Source organism: Methanococcus mangrovi (assembly GCF_054506835.1).
Genome location: NZ_CP197114.1, coordinates 1,565,198 through 1,585,891 on the forward strand (window position 1 = coordinate 1,565,198; position 20,694 = coordinate 1,585,891).

Genomic DNA, 20,694 nt, shown 5'->3' on the forward strand with positions numbered 1-20,694 from the left:
TATAGGGCGCAAATATATAATAATTTCTAAATAATTTCATTATTTAAAGAAATCTTCAATTTTAACCTGCTTTCTCTTGTCGTTTACAAACAAGCTGTCAATTCCCGACCTTATAATTTCAAGTCTTTGTTTTATGTAGTCGCTTGCATCGTATTTTTCAGCCATGGTTTGTGAAACATCCATGTACTTTTCAACAGCCCCCTTTGAAACCGTTAAAATCAGCCTGCTTCCGCATTTTCGACAGACTCCTTTTAAAGGCATCCTTCGGTATTTTGCACCGCATTTACACCTTACACCTTGTCTTGAAAAGGCCCTCAAATTTCCAATTAAATCCGGTACAAAGTGCGATTGGATAACTTTTTCTGCTACATCCCTTTCATCAGTTGCTCGAATCTTTTTTGCAACCGCAAGTTGAGCTGATGTCTTTTCCATCATCGAGCCTAATGTTTTATATGCGCAAACAAGCGGCCCTTCATCGATTTTCGAGGTTTCGTGAGTGTAACCAATCCCTTCATACTGGCTGTTTTTATTAAGGCGGTCTTCAACAGTTTCCATTATTTTTTTAATTTCTTTTGGAGGAACGCCTTCTAATGATTTTTCATAAAATTCAAGCGGGTATTCCCACATTGAATCCAGGTTGTGAACTTCACCATCTACTTCTTTAGGATCCAAAATGGTTGTAAGAACTAATGGCGCATCCATCTGGCCTCCTCTTTTATCTGGCAAAAATCTCTTTGAAAAATTCATAAACGCATCTAAAAGCAGGAAAAATGCATCTTCATCCCCATCACAGTTTCTTCTTTTTGAAGCGTGGAAATAAGGATGCGCATAGCCTACATTTGCATTGCTATATCCAATAATCCTTCCGACCATTCCTGCAGAGGTGTGGGGTGCCATACCAATTATTAAATGTCCTACAAGGTCTTCTCTTTTATTTACTTTGTAAAATCTATCTTTTTTATAATATTTTTCGAGTAGGTCGTCTATAAATTTTGAAACATTGAAGAAATAATCCATACAGGATTCAGGAACGATAACATCCTGAACTTTTAATTCAAGAACCTGATTTTCATTTTCAAGCGGATTTCCGTGAATATCTTTTAAATATCCAAGATATTTCAATTTTTCAATACCTACATGTATTTCTACGGGCTTAAAATGGGTTACCGGAACATCTGTACAGTCAAACCGGGTAGTTCCATCTTTAAATACATATACATCGTTTTTTGCTCGCAATATTGCTTTTTCGAGGGGTTCAATTATCTTATCTTTTGAAGTCATCCCCTTAATACATTTTACATCGCCGGGTTTGTTTATCTTTAAATTTTCAAGTGCTTTGTACCAGTATTCTTTTATTGGAAGTTTTATTCGTGAAGGTCCAGTTGGCTCAACGGAAGTTCCGCAAAACGGACACGTTCTATACAAACTTACATTTCCACACTTGCTGCATTTTACATTTGAAATTTCAATTTCATCAGTTTTTCCTTCTTCCACTGCCTTATTTATAAGCCTTACAAGAGCCCCTGCATTTCCAATTGGAAAAAGCCCGTTTACAGGGGGTTTCATTTTTCGAGAAGCTGCTTTTTCTGGCCTTCCCATTCTCGCTCCAATATAGATATACGTGTTTCTTCGAACTTCAAATGGTGCGATTGTATTTATAAAGTGCATACTGTTTTTCGTGTTTTGAAGCTTTTCGTCAATATTATCAACAGTATCTATGTTTTTATCAAAGTCATAACCGAGTGAATAGAGCAACGGATAATACTCAGAAACCTCTATTTTTTCCCCATTTACAGTATGTGGGCACCCGATAAGTTCAAGATACCTCTTTGCATTTGAAATTTCGTTGTCTTCTGGATTGTACGTTAATTCCCAAGAATCATTGTTTTCATTGTAGTTTCCATTAATAATCCACGTCCTAAGTGTATTTACATTTTCTTTTGAAATATCGTGCCAAAAATACGTGTATTTAGGATGTAGGGGTGTTTTTGTAAGTTTAGCATAATTTACTGCTTCTTTTTGGTCGGGATTTTCGATAAATTCTTTTGTGTATTCTAAATTTTCGGATTTTAAGATTTTTTCATACCATTCAGTGCACCAGCTACTTGGAAGTACAACGTGATTGTTTTCTAAGAAATCCCCATAATTTACTAAAATATCCCCTAAAAATAGAATTTCTTCAACTTCGTCCCTGTACTGTTTAGCTTTTTCAACAGTATCTATTTTAAGTACACTTTTATCTTTTAATTTAACTATCGGACACTCGATACTGTCAACTGGAACAACACATGTTGCTTTTCCGGGCCTTTCGGTTTTTAGCTGGGTTCCTACTGCCATGAAGTCATCAACTAAATACATTGTTGCAGGATGGAAGCCATCCGTTGCAAAACCGGTATTTCTACTTCTGCCATATCTAAGTCTAAATCCGCCTTTTTTAGAGGGGTGGGAAAATACAGGCCTTCCTGCAATAACTTCCCCAATAAACTTAGTTACAGCTTCTATTTCATAGTCTTCATATTGGGACAGGTCTTCTTCCTCTTCGTAGTTAAAATCATCTTTTTCTTCTTCGATTTCTTCAACTATTTCTTCTTTTTTACTTTTTAATTCTTTTAACCATTCCCATCCTTCAATACCTAATTTGTCAACGTGTCTTAAAATTTTAGGTGCTTTTAAAAGAACTCCTTCTACAAGTGCCAAAAGAGCACCGCCCCTAATCTGGTTTGTTTCTACTCTTGGTAAATCCCGGTGTCCACTAACTTCAACATCATCAGTTGCTTCCCCAGTAATTTCTACGGAAATATTTCTAACCGCAACCCTTATTTCTTCAGCTTTTGGCTGGTACTGAAAAGTGGTAACTTCAGACTGGTATAAATCAACTTCTTCACCGTAACGTTCAACTTCGTCTTCTGTTGGCTTAAATTTATCTAATCCCATGTTTTTCCTAACGTAATCCCCAACAAGTACTGCTAGTGCCTGAGCAGTTCCACCCGCACTTCTAATTGGGCCTGCAAAGTATATTGCAAGATATTCACTACTATCATTATTTTTCTTAATTTTAACATGTGCAATTCCTTCAAGAGGTGCAGCAACAATTCCTTCAGTAATAACTGCCAAAGCCGTTCTTACGGCTTGTTCTGCCCCTTCTTCTCGTCCAAACTCACCAAATTTTCCTTCGACAATCTCTTTTGCAATTTCAAGTGCTGCCGGTTCTTTTCCAAGTTCAGATACAAGTTCCCTGATACGTTCTGCAACATTTTTTGGACCAACAATTCCTTCTACCCTATCTGCCATATCTTTTGCCAGAGGTATCTCAACGTGGTCTGTTACATCGTATCCATTCTTTCTACAATCTTCTGCAAGATTATAGAGGTTAGATACATCGTCTAAAATATTTTTGAAATATTCAGTCATCTCTTTTGAAGCTGAAACATGGAGCATGATTATCACGATTAACGTTAGTAAAAGTAGCTATATGAGTTATGTCTTGAAAGCATATATAGTTTTAACACACTGTTTAGGCCAACATAAACACAAAATAACAGTTGACATTGCGAATATCTGAAATTTTAGTATGTAGGGTTAGATTAAATTATAGTTTAAATTGAGCTGTTTATGCATAACTTTGAATTTAGAATAAGAAACAAAAAAGTATGAAAAAATTTTGTAAATTTTTTTAAATGGCATCGGGGCTATAGCCTGCCTTCTGTAATTTCGGTGACATTCAGCTTAGCGCGTAATGCTTGCACCCGTGTAAAATAAGGTCGTTTCATCGATTTTCTAAGAATCCTCAATTTTGAAATATCATAGTCATATTTCTTAGAACCGTGTCGTTTCTATACCTTATTCATTCCTTCTCAGGACATCTACACAATTGGGTGGGCAGAGCTTCCTCCCAGATGGATAGTCACCAGCCCCCTTGCCATGAGTTTGGGCATATATCACCCGAAAACTCGAAAATGAAATGAATAAAAAAAGTGACTAACGGCGTCACATTGTTCCCACCAGATGGCAGTACTTAATGAATCGCTGGAGGGCTTAATTTCCGAGATCGGGATGGGATCGGATGTAACACCTCCGCTGTGACCGTTATGTCAAAGTTAAATTAAAAGTGCATCTATTGCCCCCGTATCTTTAAGTGTCCAGATGCCTAATTTTATCTCTCGAACTGTTAGTACTAGCGGGCTGAACATCTCGGAAAACCTTGATGCGTACACCCCTAGCCTATCAAACCCGTCTTCTACGGGAGTTCTCGTTCCCGAAGGAAACGGCTGTCTATTTTCAGGATGAATTTCGAGCTTAGATGCTTTCAGCTCTTATCTCTTGGCGCGTGGCTGCTCGGCAATGCCTTGTCAGACAACCGATCGACTAGAGGCGCCGACGGCCCGTTCCTCTCGTACTAGAGCCACCTTTCCCTCAGACAGCCAACACATCCAGCAGATAGCAACCAACCTGTCTCACGACGGTCTAAACCCAGCTCATGATCCCCTTTAATGGGCGAACAGCCCCACCCTTGGGTCCTGCTGCAGACCCAGGATGGGAAAAACCGACATCGAGGTAGCAAGCCGCGGGGTCGATATGGGCTCTTGCCCGCGACAACTCTGTTATCCCCGGGGTAGCTTTTTTGTCATCCCTGGCCCCCATCAGTGAGGCACAGGGGTTCGTTAGGCCCGGCTTTCGCCTCTTCGTTGCGTTTTGTTGGCAACAAAGTCAGGCTGGCTTTTGCCCTTACACTCAACAGCGGAGTCCTGACCCGCTTGAGCCAACCTTTGGGCCCTCCTGATGCATTTTTAGGAGGGTACCGCCCCAGCCAAACTGCCCACCTACCGGTGTCCCCTAAAAGGGTAAGGAACATGGTCATGAGAGGGTGGTGTCCCAGGGTCGCCTCCACCTTTCCTGGCGAAAAGGTTTCGATGGCTCCCACCTACACTGTACACTCACAACCATGCCCCAACGACAGGCTGCAGTAAAGCTCCACGGGGTCTTCGCTTCCCACTGGAAGTCTCCGGCCTTTGCGCCGGAATGGTAGGTTCACCGGATTCTAGTCGGGGACAGTGGAGGTCTCGTTACGCCATTCATGCAGGTCGGAACTTGCCCGACAAGGAATTTCGCTACCTTAAGAGGGTTATAGTTACCCCCGCCGTTTACTGGCGCTTCGCCCGGTTGGAACCGGGGTTCACGTACCAGCACTGGGCAGGCGTCGGCCTTAGTACACACCTTTTCAGGCTCGCTAAGACCTATGTTTGTATTAAACAGTCGGACCTCCCTGGTCACTGCGACCAGCGATCCCATATATAAACAAGATCACTGGCACTCCTTCTCCCGAAGTTACGGAGCCAATTTGCCGACTTCCCTCGACTAGATTCATCCGCTACGCCTTAGGATACTCACCTAGGGGCACCAGTGTCGGTTCTGGGTACGGACATCTAAAATCCTTGTTAATTCCCTTTTCACGGGCTCCAGAGATCGGCCGAACCCTCCTAACGGAGAGCTCATCACTCTTTCATCCGGTTCTCGTTATTACAACTCTCCCCGGACTTATAAGCTTGAATGCCCAGACAAGAACACTCAGCCTACCCAGAAGCGTCGGAAACTAACCTTGTGTTGCCACGCGTATTTAGATGGCACAGGAATATTAACCTGTTTCCCTTTCCTCTCAAAGAAGTTAACTCGAGAGTTAGGACCGGCTTACCCACAGCTGACAAACATTGCTGTGGAACCCTTGCCCCTTCGGCGGTGGGGATTCTCACCCCACTTATGCTGTTACTACTACCGGGATCTTCATTTCTACGAGGTCCACTCGACTTCACAGCCGAACTTCTGCCCTCGCAGAACGCCCCCCTACAGGATCACCTTTCGGTGCCCTTGGGTCTCGGCGGCCGATTTAGCCCCGTCCATTTTCGGGGCCCTTGATCTCGACAGGTGAGCTGTTACGCACTCGTTAAAGGATGGCTGCTTCTAAGCCAACCTCCCTGCTGTCTTAGACCAAGGACGCCCTTCGTGTTCACACTTAATCGGCACTTAGGGGCCTTAACCCAAGTCTCGGCTATTCCCGTCTCGGACATACAGCTTACCCGTATGCCCTCACTCGGAGCATGCGACGACGACAAGTTCGGAGTTTGACAAAACAGCGAGGAATTTCTTCCCCTAACCACCTTATCAGTGCTCTACCTTGCCGACTATCTAAACTCCGGCTGACCTGAGAGTCACTTCGGAGGGAACCAGCTATCTCCGGGCTCGATTGGCCTTTCACCCCTAGACCGAGGTCAGAAGAGTGCTTCGAACGGCAACAACTCTGCAGGCCTCCATCCCTCAGTTGAGGGACTTCACCTTGCCCCGGCCTAGATCGCCCGGTTTCGGGTCATATTGCTGTGACTCCGGGCCCTTAAGACCCCGTCCCTCAAGATTTTGCGGACTTGTTGGTTTCCCTACGCCTACGATCGTGAAGATCTTAAGCTCGCCACAACAATATACTCCCCGGCCCGTTTTTCGAAACGGACGACACAACCCTGGCTCTATACTTCGTACAGCCGCCTTGCGACGGTTTCCTTCAGAACAGTTGCCTTTGGGGCCATGTCATACCATACCTATCTGGTTTCAGGCTCTTTTCACACCCGATTAAAGGTGCTTTTCAGCTTTCCCTCGCGGTACTAGTACACTATCGGTCTTGGAACGTATTTAGAGTTGGAAGTTGATGCCTCCCAAATTCCCGCGCGATATCCAACGCACGGTACTCAGGGACACTCCAAACCTGAATCGATTACGCTTACGGGACTTTCACCCTCTATAGTGTGACGTTCCAGTCAACTTCAGCTTTTCTCAACAGGCGAAAAGGAGGCCCTACAACACCACATCTCCCCGAAGGGATTCAGTTTGCTCTGATCCGCGTTCAATCGCCTCTAATAACGGAATCTCTATTGATTTCTCTTCCTGCGGGTACTAAGATGCTTCAATCCCCCGCGTTCCCAATCCTTAACGGATTACAAAGTAGGAAGTCCCATTCGGAAATCCCAGGTTCAATGACTGTATGCGTCTCGCCTGGGCTTATCGCAGCTTACCACGTCCTTCATCGGCGTTCCAAGCCAAGCCATTCCCCAGATAGGGTAATAGATAATATAGGCATCTGGATAACACCAGATACGGAGGCTTATGCACGACCTTCACTAAAAATCCGGTCCTCGGTCCATAATACCTGGTATTGTGGACTGCTAATAAAGTGGACCCGGCGGGATTTGAACCCACGGCCTCCGCCTTGCAAGGGCGGCGCTCTCCCAACTGAGCTACGGGCCCATTCATTAAGCCTACAATCATTTAGTGCCTAGTAGCAACCATTGTTCTTTTTTTAGGAGGTGATCCAGCCGCAGGTTCCCCTACGGCTACCTTGTTACGACTTCACCCCCCTCGCTGAGCCCAAGTTCGACCCTAGCCAAAGGCCAAGGCCTCACTTCAACCCAACTCGGGTGGTGTGACGGGCGGTGTGTGCAAGGAGCAGGGACACATTCACCGCAGTATTATGAACTGCGATTACTACGGATTCCAGCTTCACGTGGGCGAGTTACAGCCCACGATCCGAACTACGACTAGGTTTAGGAGATTTGCGTCCCTTTTCAGGGTTGCGGCCCATTGTCCTAGCCATTGTAGCCCGCGTGTAGCCCAGGAGATTCGGGGCATGCGGACCTATCGTTGCCCGCTCCTTCCTCTGACTTAGCGCCAGCGGTCCCCTATGAGTGCCTTTCTCCCGGAGGAAAAAGTAGCAACATAGGGCACGGGTCTCGCTCGTTACCTGACTTAACAGGACGCCTCGCGGTACGAGCTGACGATGGCCATGCACCACCTCTCAGCGCTTCAGGCAAGGTCGTCAACCTGGCCGTCATCATGCTGTCGCTCCTGGTGAGATGCCCGGCGTTGAATCCAATTAAACCGCAGGCTCCACCCGTTGTGGTGCTCCCCCGCCAATTCCTTTAAGTTTCAGTCTTGCGACCGTACTCCCCAGGCGGCGAACTTAACGGCTTCCCTTCGGCACTAGATAGGCACGGGGCCTACCTAACACCTAGTTCGCAGAGTTTACGGCCAGGACTACCCGGGTATCTAATCCGGTTCGCGCCCCTGGCTTTCGTCCCTCACCGTCGGACCCGTTCCAGACAAGTGCCTTCGCCATAGGTGGTCCTTCAAGGATCAACACATTTCACCGCTACCCCTGAAGTACCCTTGTCCTCTCCCGGTCCCAAGTCCAGCAGTATCCCTGCCAGTCCTGCGGTTAAGCCGCAGGATTTAAACAGGGACTTACTGGACCGGCTACGGACGCTTTAGGCCCAATAAGAGTGGCCACCACTTGGGCCGTCGGTGTTACCGCGGCTGCTGGCACCGAACTTGCCCAGCCCTTATTCCTCAAGCTGTTTACACTTGATAAAAGCCCATGCTGTGCATGAGCACTTGGGATCCCCCCGTCGCACTTTCGTGCATTGCGGAGGTTTCGCGCCTGCTGCGCCCCGTAGGGCCTGGGGCCGTGTCTCAGTCCCCATCTCCGGGCTCCCTCTCTCAAGGCCCGTACCGATCGTAGGCTTGGTGGGCCATTACCCCACCAACTACCTAATCGAGCGCAGTCCCATCCTCAGGCGCATGTGCTTTCGAAAAAGAATCATTCCAGACTGCTTTTTCTATGGGGTATTATCCTCAGTTTCCCAAGGTTATGCCCCACCTGAGGGTAGGTTAACCACGTGTTAATGAGCCGTCCGCCATGGCCGAAACCATAGACTCGCATGGCTTAGTCGAATCCCAATAGCAGTGGCCTCCGGCGGGATCAACCGGAATTAGTAGCGTAAAAGTATTTTACGCCACCCTCTCGTGGAGTACGTCATTTTACATTAAAGGAAATGACATTTGGTTGCTATCTAGGTTTCACCTAGATTGTAGGCTTACATCGCACCTGAGTGTTTCAGTCAGGTGTTCACTTCAATTGCATAATATGCCAACAAGTTGGATAGTGCAATGTTTTTAGGTTTGAAACGATAGTATATATAAAAAAATAATTTGAAGGATTTTAAACCATGTTTTCAAGAGTATCTAACTGATTGCTGGTTCCAAAGGCATATATCTGATCATTATGTTCCAAAATAATGTCAGGTCCAGGATTTACAATTAAATCGTTTTCTTTCTTAATTCCGATTATGGTTGCTCCACTATTATATCGTATTTGAGATTCGGTCAAGGTTTTACCTGTGATTTTTGAATGTTTGCCCACCAATATTTTCCTAATTTCCAAATCTTCATCATATTCATATTTTGCAATAGACATGAATGTTGAAACGAAGTCCAAAATCCCCGGTTTCATTGCAAGTTCTGCAACCCTGAGACCTCCAATCATGTAAGGTGAAACAACCTTATCAGCACCTGCAATTAATAATTTATCCATTGCTACTTGCTCGTCTGCTTTTGAAACCACATATAAATTTGGATTGAGCCTTTTTGAAGATAGTGTAATGTATACATTGTCAGAATCGGTTGAAACCGTTGAAATAAGCGCTTTTGCACGGTCGATATGTGCTTGTGTTAAATACTCGTCATGAGTAGCATCACCAATAATATAATTAAAGTCAGGGTCTTTTTCAAATTCTGCTTTTAAAATCTCGGAATTGCTATCAATTGTAACATAATCAAGACCACTTTCCCTCAATCTATCAACTACAACTCTTCCAATTCTACCATAACCGCAGACAATATAATGGTTTTCTAACATGTCTATTCTTTTTTTCATTTTAACCATCCTGTTGTATCTTTTAAAATAACCGCCAATAAATGACTCTGCAAAAGCTCCTAAAGTATAGAGTCCTGTACTTACTCCAAAAATAATGAATAAAATTGTAAAAAACTGCCCCAACTCTGTTTTGGGGGAAAAATCTCCATAACCGACAGTTGAAATTGTAGCTACTGAAAAATAAATTGCCTGTAAAAGAGTCCAGCCTTCAATATACATGAATATCATGGAAAACGAGACTATCAATATAAGTAATACAAAAATTCCGATTTTGATTTTTTCAATTGCTTCCATAAAATACCCGAAACTAATTATAATTTCCCATATATCTTATAAAATATATATTTCATTCTAAAAGGGGAAAACTATGGAAATCGGATTAATTGATATTAAGGGAACACTACCTTGTTTCGAGGATTTTGGAAACCTCCCGACAAAAATTATTCAGGAAAATAATGTATCTGAAATAAAAGACCTTGAAATGCTGATAATACCTGGGGGAAGTATTGTTGAAAGCGGATCTTTTACTAATGATTTAAAAAAACAGCTTTTAAATTTTGATAATTATATTGTTGGAATATGTAGCGGATTTCAAATTCTCTCTGAAAAAATAGATATTGGAAGAAAAAGCACTATCCCAATTATAAAAGAAGGACTTGGTCTTTTAAATGTCGAATTTTCACCATTAATCTGTACTGATTTAGTAAAATTTAATTTTGAAAATGATAATTTATTTGGTAAAAAAAATAATTCTGGAAACGGTTTTCACTGCCACACTTATGGAAATATTGAAATTACAGATAATTCAACTGAAAAATTAACTGTTTCAGAAATTGAAAAATTAAACTACAAAATGGTTGGAAAACAGAACATTTTATCAGGCGTTTTTAAAAATAAAGTTTATGGAACGATGGTTCATGATTTACTCGATAACGGTTTTGTTGTTGAAAACTTTTTTAAAAACATGAAAATTAAAGATGATGAAAGGGAAGAAATATTTAAGAAAAACTTGATTTTAAAAGAAACACTAAAAAATAAGTCAAAAATTTCGAAAAATTTCGAAAAAATTGAATCTAATGATAAAAAAGGAATAATATTACTTGCAACAGGTTCTGAAAGTGGAAAAACTTTTCTATCAACAGGTATTGTTTCTAAATTACGTGGAAAAACATTTGTATCTAAAATCGGGCCTGATGTACGCGATATTGTACCTTCACTATATCTTTTAAGAGAACCCATGACCAAATTCAGCAGCATTAAAATTTCAGACCGGGGATGGTCTGAGCCGTCCGAATTTTTATATTTTGTTAAAAATTCAGATTATAATAACTATATTATCGAAGGTGTCATGGGGGCGTTTACCGGAGCTTTAAATAAGAAAAATTATAGTGGATCTGAAGTTTCTAAAATTTTAGGATTTCCAGTATATATTATATCATCCTGCAGCAAAACAGGAATTGAAGGCTCTTTTGTTGAATGTATGGCATATTACTCATTATTAAAAGAAATGGGTGTTAATGTCGCTGGAATTATATTAAACAGGGTTTATAATATAGAATTACTTGAAAAGGTTAAAAAGATTGCAAATAATTTAAATATTAATTTAATTGGTGTGAGTAAACTAAATATAGACGTTGATAATAAAAGAGGCCTAATTCCAGAAGTTGAAATCGATTACGAGGAATTCTGTAATGCCACGATGAAACTTGATTTTGAAATAGATATTCCAAAAATAGAAATTGGAGAAGTTAATGAAGATCCTAAAACTTTTGAAGAATATTTAAAAATCTGGTCTGAAAAACTTAAAAGTCTGAATTAAAATTTATTTTTGAAATTTTAAAAAAAGAAAATATTTATTTTTTTAATTAAACTGTTTCTCTAAGTTATTGGGTATAGATTTTACCTAAAATATAAGCATATGCCAAATAAAGGTAAAAACTCAAGAATAATGCAATTATTAATCCCAAAATTGGAATTATGGATGCTACAAATCCAACAATTGCGCTTGTAACAATTACAATTAAGTATAATATAATATAGTCTGAAAAATTAGCCTTTATTTTTTCAAATATTTCAGAAAACCTAAATGCTGCTCCAAATTCGCCATATGCAACATAATTTGCATAAGCCATTGGAATAATAAATCCAATTATAAGCATTATTAATAATACTACAAGCATTGTAATACCAAAACCAACAAGGCCGCCTGCAACTGCTGCATCGCTTCCATTAGCCATTGTCATGACTGATGAAAAACCAAATATAGCCATTATAATCATTGGAACTAACATATATATGAAACTAATAATGGCTGCAATTAGCCCTTTTATAAATTTACCGCCAAATCCAGACCATTCTGGAAGTTCCTCTTTTGAATCAATTATGTTTTTAAGAAGTTCCATAACATAACCAATTGAAATAAAACTGACTATCGGAATTATAGAGAATATCGCACCGATAATAACTTTTTTGATCCAATCTGGATCGTCCATTGGGAACTTTAGTGCCCTTTCAAAATCCATTATATCGCCTCCCACATTATCATATTAGATTTTCGAATATATAATCCTTACATATTACTAAAAAAGCTGAAATAAAGTTTTTTAAGGTTTTAAACTACGGTTTAGGGTTTTTTAATTTTAACCTGATAAATTTGACTTTTAAAAATTTTTCTTTAATTATATATAGATATGAAAACATAAACGAAAGGTACCAGAAAATTTGTGGAAAATTATGGATGATAAACGAATTCAAAATATTCGACCAAGACTTACAGAATGTTTAAAAACGCTGAATTTTCAAGATATTATCTCTGAAAAAAAGAAAGTAGCTGTTGATTTAGATAATATCTATAAACATGGTGTAATTGACTTTATAGAGTTCTTAGAAGAATTTCCAAAAGAAGGAATCGAACTTCTTGAAGATTGCTACAAGGACGCATATTACGCGATAAAAACGGAAAAACCAGAAATTGTAATTACTGTAAAAAATATACCTGAAGAATTTAATAAATCGGAAAAAAAGCAAGTTTACACCATTGAAGATGTTAAAAGCAGTACTATTGGAAAATTAATTGAATTTGAAGGAATAATTGTTATTGCAACGAAAATAAAATCGGCACTTAAAAAAGCTGTTTATATATGTACACAATGTGGTGAGAAAAAAATTCAAGAAGTTGAAAATCCTTTTGAAGCTTATTTCGAACCAGTGTGTCCAAAATGTGCACAAAATATGGCCTTAATTGAAGATGAATCAGAATATATCGATTTTCAAGAAATCAAAGTTCAACAGCCTCTTGATTCAATGGATGACCCTGAAGAACCTCCAAAATATATCACAGTATTTTTAGAACACAGCCCTGGAATTTACTGTGGGCGCGTGAAAGTTACGGGAATTCCAATAAAAAACCAGAAAAATAAAAATATCCCGATTTACGACATTTATGTTAAAGGAATTAATTGTGAAGTTTTGGAAGATAAAATTGAAGCAGATTTAACTGATGAAGATATTAAAAATATCGAAAAAGTTGGAAAAAATCCAAGAGTAATAGATATATTATCTGAAAGGCTTATCCCTGAAATTAAAGGTTATGAAATTATTAAAAAAGCTATATTTTTACAGCAAATTAAAGGGGTTAAAAAGGGAAACAAAAGGGCTGATAGCCATATTCTTTTAATTACTGATCCGGGGATTGGAAAATCAGTTATGCTTAGAAAAATTGCTGAAATTCCAGGAAATCTATACGGATCAGTTACTACTGCATCAGGTGTTGGTTTAACTGCCGCTGTTATTCGTGAAAAAACGGAAATAGGGGACGATACATGGGTTATTAAACCTGGGCTTTTAGTTAAAGCAAATAAAGGAACTGCGTGTATTGATGAGCTTACAGTTAATCGGGACCTTCAGACGTTCGTTTTAGAAGCAATGGAATCCCAAACAATACACATCAGTAAAGGTGGAATTAACGCAAAATTACCATCAGAATGTGCAATTATTGCAGCTTGTAACCCAAGGTGGGGTAGATTTGACCCAAATGTTTCAATTCCTGAACAGATTAATATTCCTGCACCGATGCTCAGCAGATTTGATTTAATATTTCCAATAAAAGATGAAGCAGACCGGTTAAAAGATAAAGAAATTGCAAAACATATTATTAACGTCCATAGGGCATATTTAAACAAAGAAATTTCAAATGATATGAAACTTGACCATATTATAGTCGATGACGTCCTGATCGATAGAGATTTTGTAATAAAATATATAGAATATGCAAAAACTAAATCGCCGATAATCTCAGAAAGTGCTGAAAACCTGCTTACTGAATTTTATCTAAACATGCGAAAAGGCTCAGTTCAAATTACTGCAAGACAGCTTGAAGCAGCAATTCGTATCGCAGAAGCACATGCGAAAGCAGAATTAAAAGATGTTGTTGATGAAGAAGATGCAAACGAAGCTATTTCAATAATTACTGAATCTTTAAAGGAAACTGCGTACGACCCTGAAACCGGACAGTTTGATGTTGATAAAATATCAGGAGTTGGAAGAAAAGATAGAAGTAAGATGATGGGCGTATATGATTTAATAAAAGCACTTGCTGAAAAGAACGATAACGACCTTGTAATAATTGATGATATTGTAGAAGCTGGGAAATCAAAAGGACTTGATGAAGAACATATCCTCCTTTCTATTAAAAAGCTTAAAAGTAACGGCGACATTGACGAACCTAAAACTGGAAAATTCAGGATAATTTAAAAATTTGTGAAAATTATGGAAATTATATACAATAAACCTGAAATTTATGCAACAAATGATATCTGGATTCAGCCTGTTAGCAGGAGCTCTGTTTTAGAGAGCAATGTTGTTGGAAATTGTAAGTTAATCCATAATATTCCTGTTTTAAGGGTTCTTGGAAGCCCTTCATTAAAAAAAACTGTTTTAAATATTTTGCATGTTTTAAAAGATAAAATGACACTATTTAACCCAAAAAATAGCGAAAACGATGGAAAAAGTAATGAAAAAATTGAAGGTATGAATAACATTTTCAAATATCTAAATGATACATACTTTGATAAGTCGGTTAACAATTATTACAGGGCAAAAAAAGCATGGTATAGAGTAATTGGGGATTTATTTGAGGATATTAACACCTGGAACTTTAATAAAGTAATGGGAAAATTGATAACTATTTTGAAAGTTTTAAACCCGATTTTAGTAATCGACCTTCACGATATCTCAAAATGGAATCATTTAAAAACGTTTCAGAGATTCGTACAATTTTTAAAAAATGAGGGAATAAATCTTGTTTTAAGGTGTCCTTTTGAAGCTTATTCATATTTAAAAAATAATTTTAAAGAATATAAAACAAACAGCGTTGCTGCAGTAATATATTATGCAAAAAAGAAAGGCTATTTAATTTCTGAAAAAGTCTCAGAAGAGCTTTTAAAATTAAGTTCTGGCAATTTAAAAGTAATCGATTTGATACTTGCTAATTCAAAAAGGGACCTTAAAAACATGAGAGATTTAAAAATAAACTGGAAAAAAATAATTCCTGATGTTTTGCCTAAAAAATATAAAAATATCGTCCAAAAAATATTTCTTTTAAAAAAATTCAACATTAAAGAAATATCTGATGTTTTAGAATACAGCTCGTCAACAGTTTATAATTACTTAAACGAGCTTGTCGAATTGAATATTATTAAAAAAAGAAAACTCAATAAAAATATCCTGTTTAAATTAGATATTGATAAAAAAACAGCTTTTGATATAGTTGCTTCAAATGTTGATTTTAAAAATATATTTTTTGAAATGAATAAATTAAATAATTTAGATGGGTTTATGAAAAACCGTACGGAAATCTTTAATGGATTTTTGATTTTTGGATAATTGTTATTTTTCATTTTATTAATCTATTAAAAAATCCATTGTTTAGAAAAACAGTCATTTTGATAACAATGTTAATTCTGAAATTCTACAGTATTTTTTAAAAAACTTATTATTGTTTTTTTAATTTTGTGATTTATTTTTAGTCTTTTTTGTTTAATGTTTTTCGGAGTTTCGAGTGTGATGTATATATGGAATTAGTTGTTTTGGTTTTTTACTTTTTAAAAATTTAATTTTATTTTTATTACTTTTTTATTTTACTTTTTTAATCTATATATGTATAATAATATAATAAATAAAATAAAATAATATATAATAAATAAAATAAAGTTATTTTTACAAAATAAAGTTAAAAAAATGTTTAATAATTAATAAAAACATTTAAAAATGTTATATTATTATAAAAACTGATATATTATAAAATAAATCCATAAAAACTATAAAAACCGGGTTAAATATATCAAAAAGCTGAAAATTTCAAAAATCAATTCATAAACTAAACTCTACCATATACATCACAATCGAAAACCCGAAATAAAAATGAACAACTAAAACATAAAAATGTAAAATTTAATTACACCAAAATAAACCAAAAGTCTACAAATCTAAAACTAAAAAACAAAAACTAAAAGATAGATACCAAAAAAATTTATTATCGATTAAATACGTTTTTTAGAAAATGCTTTTTTTAAATACAAAACATGCTCACATCCCCCACTCTGGCAGGCTACACACCAATAATTTTCTTCATTTGTTTTAAATATTTCAAAAGAAGAATCTTTATCGGTTAAAATAAACGTGGACCCCCCAAATCCATTGTCTATTTTTTTAACATCATAATTTTTTATGGTATTTTCAACGGAAAGGGTTGTTTGAAACTCATCTTTTTTTATATTCTGTTTTAAATTCTTCTTTTCTTCAGTTTTTCTATTTTCTGTGGCTACTACATTGTATATTTTCAAATAATTTTCAGGATTTATTGAATAGTATACTTTATGGCCTATTCTTTCCCTTCTGACAATATTTAATGAAGTACACAATTTTAAAAATCGTGGTGGAAGTCCTTTTGATATGTTTAAATCATGCGAAAGGTCTTCACAGCAGCAAGGTCCTTTTAAAAGTTTATCTAATATGGATTTTCTCTCAATGGTATTTACTAATTTTTTTAAAATAGCTTCCATAAAATCCCCTGTACTAACTAAATTATAATTTTATCTGTGTTTTATCTATTTATCATTTATAAATACTTTAAACGCGATTATTGTTTTATATTCACGATATATTATAGTACTAATTTAATTCGAGAAATATATTAATTATAAACCTACTTTTATTACATTATTTTATTTATTTGCATGTATTTTAAGCACTTTTTAACGATAATATTTATTTTTTACATTTAATTTGTAATTCAATTAATAATTATTGATTTTAATATATATTATTAATTATATTCACAATATTTTTTATTTTTAAAATTATATTCACGATTAATTATCTTAAAAATATGCTATTTTCCATAATTAAAATTTATTTTATAGCTATTGTGATATGTATATATAAAAAACTAATTTTATTAAATTAATTTTTAATTAATAATAACAATGAATTATACCTATATTAATAATATTGTACTATATTCACAATATTTTTTATTTTTAAAATTATATTCACGATTTACATATTTTCAATAATTTAAACTTTCGGTTTTTCGAAACATATAAAAAAGATAATTTATTATATCTTTTAGGACACTTTTTCGGACTGTTTTCATACTGGAGGATATTATCATGTTAGACCCAATCGAATTTATTCACAATGCATCATCAATATCAAAAAAATCAATGAATCGACTGAAATTAAAAACAAATCCGTTTTCAGAAAAACCCATAAGAGGAAACACCAAGTTCTTTGTTGGAAGAACTTCAGAACTTTCTGAAATTGCGGACATTTTAGGTGCAGCACAATATGGTAGTGTTGCAAATGCTGCAATAGTGGGCACGAAAGGGATTGGGAAAAGTTCGATACTAAATATATTGTATTATGCTTCAAAAAGGCACAATCACTGGGTTGTTGAGCTCGAAGCTTCACAAATCACCGCAAGACAGTTTTTAATACAACTGATGTATGGAATCATCAAAGATAACTTGTTTTCAGTTGATGGAACACTTTCTTCAGATTACATGAAACACTCCCAAAAAATAATCGAGATTTATAAAAGGCTCAGTAACTACAGCGATAAAACACCAGTCCATTACCCACGTGAAAAAATTGAACGGGACTTAAAATATCTATTAAATGAGGTAAAAGAGGAAAACAAACTCTGTGTTATATTAATTGACGAAGCAGATCAATTTGCAAAACGGAGCTGTCTTGGACTTTTACAGTTTTTCCACTCATTTTTGTATGAAGATGATATTTTAACTTTTTTAGCCGGACCTCCAACTATGGTTGAAGATTTGACAAAAATATCACCTGCAATTAGAGACAGGATTCCAAAAAGTATAAACATGCCTCCACTTTCAAAAGAAGAAGCTTACGACCTTATAAAAAGAAGGCTTGAAGATTCTCAAACAGCCGGTGCAAAAGGGTATGAACCATTTACAGATCAAAGTATCGAGAGAATAATTGAAGAGTGTGATGGAATTCCAAGAAGAATAATCATGACATGTTCTGAAGCAGTTTCACTTGCTCTTAAAAATGGTGTAGATGAAATAGATAATGATATTGTAAAAAATGCAATGAAAAATCTCGGAATAAGTGTGGGACACCAGATTTTAAACCACCTAACACCTGCTCAATCTAAGATAATAAAAGCAATGGCTGAACTTGGTGGAAGTTCTACAGTAACTGAACTTTCGGGAATTCTAAACAATTCAACTGGAACAATTGGAACACACCTATCAGATATTTATGAAATGGGGTATATTTATAAAGAAAGAGATGGATATAATGTATACTACACTTTATCAAAGGAATTAAAGGATGTTTTAATAACAAAAGAAAACATTTTGTAAATAGTTCAGGTGTTTTTTGATGCAATGCAATGACGTTCAGGCAACAGAACCTGATATTAAGGTTTCATTAACGAGAGTAGGAGTAACAAACCTAAAAAAACTCGTAAAATTAAAAAGAAACAATAAAAGAGACATCGTTCTCCTTCCAACTTTTGAAGTTTTTGTGGACCTTCCAAGTTCGCAAAAAGGGATTCACATGTCAAGAAGCCCTGAAGTAATCGAAGAGGTCGTCGAAAACATACTCCTTGAAAAGGAAATTTATGGTGTTGAAGATTTATCTGTTGAAATCGTCATGAAACTCTTTGAAAAACACGAATACGCAACAAGAGCAGAAGTAATGCTTTACAGCGATTACATGATGGAAGAAAAATCCCCTGTAACACAAAAAGATTCCCAGGAGATTGGAAAGATAATTGCAAGAGCTTATGCTGAAAAAGACGATTCTGGAAAAATACACATAAAAAAAATGGTTGGTGCAGAAGTCGTTGGAATTACAGCATGTCCATGCGCGCAAAATCTTTTAAAAGAAAATGCAGTAGCTAATTTAACTGAAAAGGGATTTTCAAGTGAAGACATTGAAAAAATCCTCGATTCAGTTACTATTGCAACACACAATCAAAGGGGAATTGGAACTATCATGATAGAAGTTCCAACCGGATATACTGTTGGAATTTCAAAAATAATTAAAATAATTAAAGATTCAATGAGTGGAGAAGTTTACGAGCTTTTAAAAAGAAGTGATGAAGCATTTGTTGTAGAGGCAGCTCATAAAAACCCTAAATTCGTTGAAGACTGTGCAAGGGAAATGATAAAAAGAGTAGTTGATGTTTTTGATTACCTTCCTGAAGATACACAAGTTCTTGTAAGGCAGGTAAATAAAGAGAGTATCCACAGACACGATGCTTTTGCAGAGAGAAATTCCACAATAAGAGAATTAAGAGACGAACTTAAAACTTTAACAAATTAATTTTGATTTATTTTTTTAGTGGTTTTATGAAAGCTCTCGTTGTTGGGGCAAATACCCGCCCTGTTGTAAATTCGTTAAAAAATCTAAAATTTGAAGTTTATTCAGTTTCCCACTACAATCAAGTGGATTTAAATGCAGATCATAAAAAATATACGGTAAATGACGACTTTCACGGACATTTTATTGAAAAATATTCTGAAAAAGAGTTATTGAATCTTTCAAAAGAATACGTGGATTTGGTGGACTATATCTTTGTATGTTCGGGAGTATTTGAGAGTAAAAACTCTAAAACGCCAAATTGGGACGTTGTTGGAAACTCACCCAAAAAGATTAAAAATATAAGTGACAAATATAAAACCGTAAAGAGATTGGAAAATTTAGGCTTTAACGTACCTACCACTTATTTGGTAAATAATAAATACCAGTTTGAAAAATGCTTAACAGAGTTAAAGTCTGTAGTTGTAAAACCTATTTCAGGTAGCGGCGGAATTGGTGTAACTAATATTGATTTTCAAAATATGGATAATTTGGATATAAACTATCCTGTACTGGTTCAGGAATGTATTAAATCTGAATCATATAGTGCCTCATTTATCGGTTCGAATTTTTTATGTTTTAACAAGCAATTGATAAATAACAACATCTATGTAGGAAACATATCCCCATATGTTCCAGAAGTGAAAAACGAAACAATTCAGAGTTTTAAAGAGATAATGGATTCGTTAGACCTTTTAGGCATGAATGGAATTGACTTCATGTTAAAGGATGGAATTCCTTATATTATCGAAGTAAATCCGAGAATTTTAGGAACTTATGAAACAATAGAATTATCTTCAAAATATAATCTTTCAAAAGCAATTCTCGAAAATAAATCTGTAAAACCAAAAGACTGTTTTTTCAAAAAAATAGTTTTTTCAAACAAAGGTTCGCCATACTTCATCGACAAAAATCCATTTATAAAGGATATTCCAAAGAATGGGGCTTATATCGAAGCTGGAGAACCAGTAGCTACTATAATCGGAAGAAACATGGCTGATGTAAGAGAAATGGAGAGCGGTATTTTAAGAGGTGTATGAAAC

General features: G+C 36.5%; 10 protein-coding genes, 1 tRNA gene, 3 rRNA genes and 1 other RNA gene. 6 read left to right on the forward strand and 9 right to left on the reverse strand.

All coding sequences use genetic code 11. The annotated features are described in order from the left end of the window. Nucleotides 1-39 precede the first annotated feature (39 nt). The 7 genes from polC to ACS5L2_RS08530 all read right to left on the reverse strand — a co-directional run bounded on the left by polC (nucleotide 40) and on the right by ACS5L2_RS08530 (nucleotide 10,045). Nucleotides 40-3,438 carry a DNA polymerase II large subunit gene (polC, locus tag ACS5L2_RS08500; protein ID WP_459201567.1) on the reverse strand — a complete coding sequence of 1,133 codons (3,399 nt, stop codon included), beginning with the start codon at nucleotides 3,436-3,438 and terminating at the stop codon, nucleotides 40-42. Between the two features lie 242 nt (nucleotides 3,439-3,680). After that, an RNA gene (rnpB, locus tag ACS5L2_RS08505) (RNase P RNA component) lies at nucleotides 3,681-3,920 on the reverse strand. Nucleotides 3,921-3,976: 56 nt separating this feature from the next. Further along, a 5S ribosomal RNA gene (gene rrf, locus ACS5L2_RS08510) occupies nucleotides 3,977-4,091 on the reverse strand. Between the two features lie 57 nt (nucleotides 4,092-4,148). Further along, nucleotides 4,149-7,116 (reverse strand): 23S ribosomal RNA (locus ACS5L2_RS08515). Nucleotides 7,117-7,214: 98 nt separating this feature from the next. Next, nucleotides 7,215-7,287: transfer RNA gene (locus ACS5L2_RS08520), tRNA-Ala, on the reverse strand. Between the two features lie 54 nt (nucleotides 7,288-7,341). After that, nucleotides 7,342-8,808: ribosomal RNA gene (locus tag ACS5L2_RS08525) — 16S ribosomal RNA — on the reverse strand. Together the 16S, 23S and 5S rRNA genes with 1 tRNA gene alongside form the textbook arrangement of a ribosomal RNA operon. 229 nt (nucleotides 8,809-9,037) lie before the next feature. Continuing rightward, nucleotides 9,038-10,045, reverse strand: coding sequence for a potassium channel family protein (locus ACS5L2_RS08530; protein WP_459201568.1), 1,008 nt, complete (start codon nucleotides 10,043-10,045; stop codon nucleotides 9,038-9,040). 73 nt (nucleotides 10,046-10,118) lie between these two features. Here ACS5L2_RS08530 and ACS5L2_RS08535 point away from each other — a divergent pair, with 73 nt between their 5' ends. Continuing rightward, nucleotides 10,119-11,570, forward strand: coding sequence for a cobyrinic acid a,c-diamide synthase (locus tag ACS5L2_RS08535; protein WP_459201569.1), 1,452 nt, complete (start codon nucleotides 10,119-10,121; stop codon nucleotides 11,568-11,570). A 64-nt stretch (nucleotides 11,571-11,634) separates the two neighbouring features. Here ACS5L2_RS08535 and ACS5L2_RS08540 read toward each other — a convergent pair whose 3' ends face one another. Beyond that, nucleotides 11,635-12,273: a DUF4013 domain-containing protein gene (locus tag ACS5L2_RS08540; protein WP_459201570.1), complete on the reverse strand. Its 639-nt coding sequence runs from the start codon at nucleotides 12,271-12,273 to the stop codon at nucleotides 11,635-11,637. 211 nt (nucleotides 12,274-12,484) lie between these two features. Here ACS5L2_RS08540 and ACS5L2_RS08545 point away from each other — a divergent pair, with 211 nt between their 5' ends. After that, nucleotides 12,485-14,503 (forward strand): ATP-binding protein, encoded by a 2,019-nt coding sequence (locus ACS5L2_RS08545; RefSeq protein WP_459201571.1) that lies wholly within the window; start codon nucleotides 12,485-12,487, stop codon nucleotides 14,501-14,503. A 15-nt stretch (nucleotides 14,504-14,518) separates the two neighbouring features. Continuing rightward, nucleotides 14,519-15,634 carry a transcriptional regulator gene (locus ACS5L2_RS08550; RefSeq protein ID WP_459201572.1) on the forward strand — a complete coding sequence of 372 codons (1,116 nt, stop codon included), beginning with the start codon at nucleotides 14,519-14,521 and terminating at the stop codon, nucleotides 15,632-15,634. Nucleotides 15,635-16,290: 656 nt separating this feature from the next. On the opposite strand, the gene ACS5L2_RS08555 is transcribed toward ACS5L2_RS08550, so the two are convergent. Beyond that, nucleotides 16,291-16,812 (reverse strand): helix-turn-helix domain-containing protein, encoded by a 522-nt coding sequence (locus ACS5L2_RS08555; RefSeq protein WP_459201573.1) that lies wholly within the window; start codon nucleotides 16,810-16,812, stop codon nucleotides 16,291-16,293. Nucleotides 16,813-17,421: 609 nt separating this feature from the next. Here ACS5L2_RS08555 and ACS5L2_RS08560 point away from each other — a divergent pair. Genes ACS5L2_RS08560 through ACS5L2_RS08570 form a run of 3 tightly spaced genes read left to right on the forward strand, consistent with a single transcriptional unit; the run spans nucleotide 17,422 to nucleotide 20,691 of the window. Next, on the forward strand, nucleotides 17,422-18,648 hold the full coding sequence (locus ACS5L2_RS08560; protein ID WP_459201574.1) for an AAA family ATPase: 1,227 nt from the start codon (nucleotides 17,422-17,424) through the stop codon (nucleotides 18,646-18,648). A 19-nt stretch (nucleotides 18,649-18,667) separates the two neighbouring features. After that, the gene (mptA, locus tag ACS5L2_RS08565; protein ID WP_459201575.1) at nucleotides 18,668-19,615 is read left to right on the forward strand and encodes a GTP cyclohydrolase MptA; all 948 of its coding nucleotides are present in this window, start codon (nucleotides 18,668-18,670) and stop codon (nucleotides 19,613-19,615) included. Nucleotides 19,616-19,641: 26 nt separating this feature from the next. Next, nucleotides 19,642-20,691 carry an ATP-grasp domain-containing protein gene (locus tag ACS5L2_RS08570; protein ID WP_459201576.1) on the forward strand — a complete coding sequence of 350 codons (1,050 nt, stop codon included), beginning with the start codon at nucleotides 19,642-19,644 and terminating at the stop codon, nucleotides 20,689-20,691. Nucleotides 20,692-20,694: the final 3 nt, after the last annotated feature.

Coding starts and splice junctions, on each gene's coding strand:
- polC (WP_459201567.1), bottom strand. CDS start 3,438: ATGCTCCATGTTTCAGCTTCAAAAGAGATGACTGAATATTTCAAAAAT.
- ACS5L2_RS08530 (WP_459201568.1), bottom strand. CDS start 10,045: ATGGAAGCAATTGAAAAAATCAAAATCGGAATTTTTGTATTACTTATA.
- ACS5L2_RS08535 (WP_459201569.1), top strand. CDS start 10,119: ATGGAAATCGGATTAATTGATATTAAGGGAACACTACCTTGTTTCGAG.
- ACS5L2_RS08540 (WP_459201570.1), bottom strand. CDS start 12,273: ATGGATTTTGAAAGGGCACTAAAGTTCCCAATGGACGATCCAGATTGG.
- ACS5L2_RS08545 (WP_459201571.1), top strand. CDS start 12,485: ATGGATGATAAACGAATTCAAAATATTCGACCAAGACTTACAGAATGT.
- ACS5L2_RS08550 (WP_459201572.1), top strand. CDS start 14,519: ATGGAAATTATATACAATAAACCTGAAATTTATGCAACAAATGATATC.
- ACS5L2_RS08555 (WP_459201573.1), bottom strand. CDS start 16,812: ATGGAAGCTATTTTAAAAAAATTAGTAAATACCATTGAGAGAAAATCC.
- ACS5L2_RS08560 (WP_459201574.1), top strand. CDS start 17,422: ATGTTAGACCCAATCGAATTTATTCACAATGCATCATCAATATCAAAA.
- mptA (WP_459201575.1), top strand. CDS start 18,668: ATGCAATGCAATGACGTTCAGGCAACAGAACCTGATATTAAGGTTTCA.
- ACS5L2_RS08570 (WP_459201576.1), top strand. CDS start 19,642: ATGAAAGCTCTCGTTGTTGGGGCAAATACCCGCCCTGTTGTAAATTCG.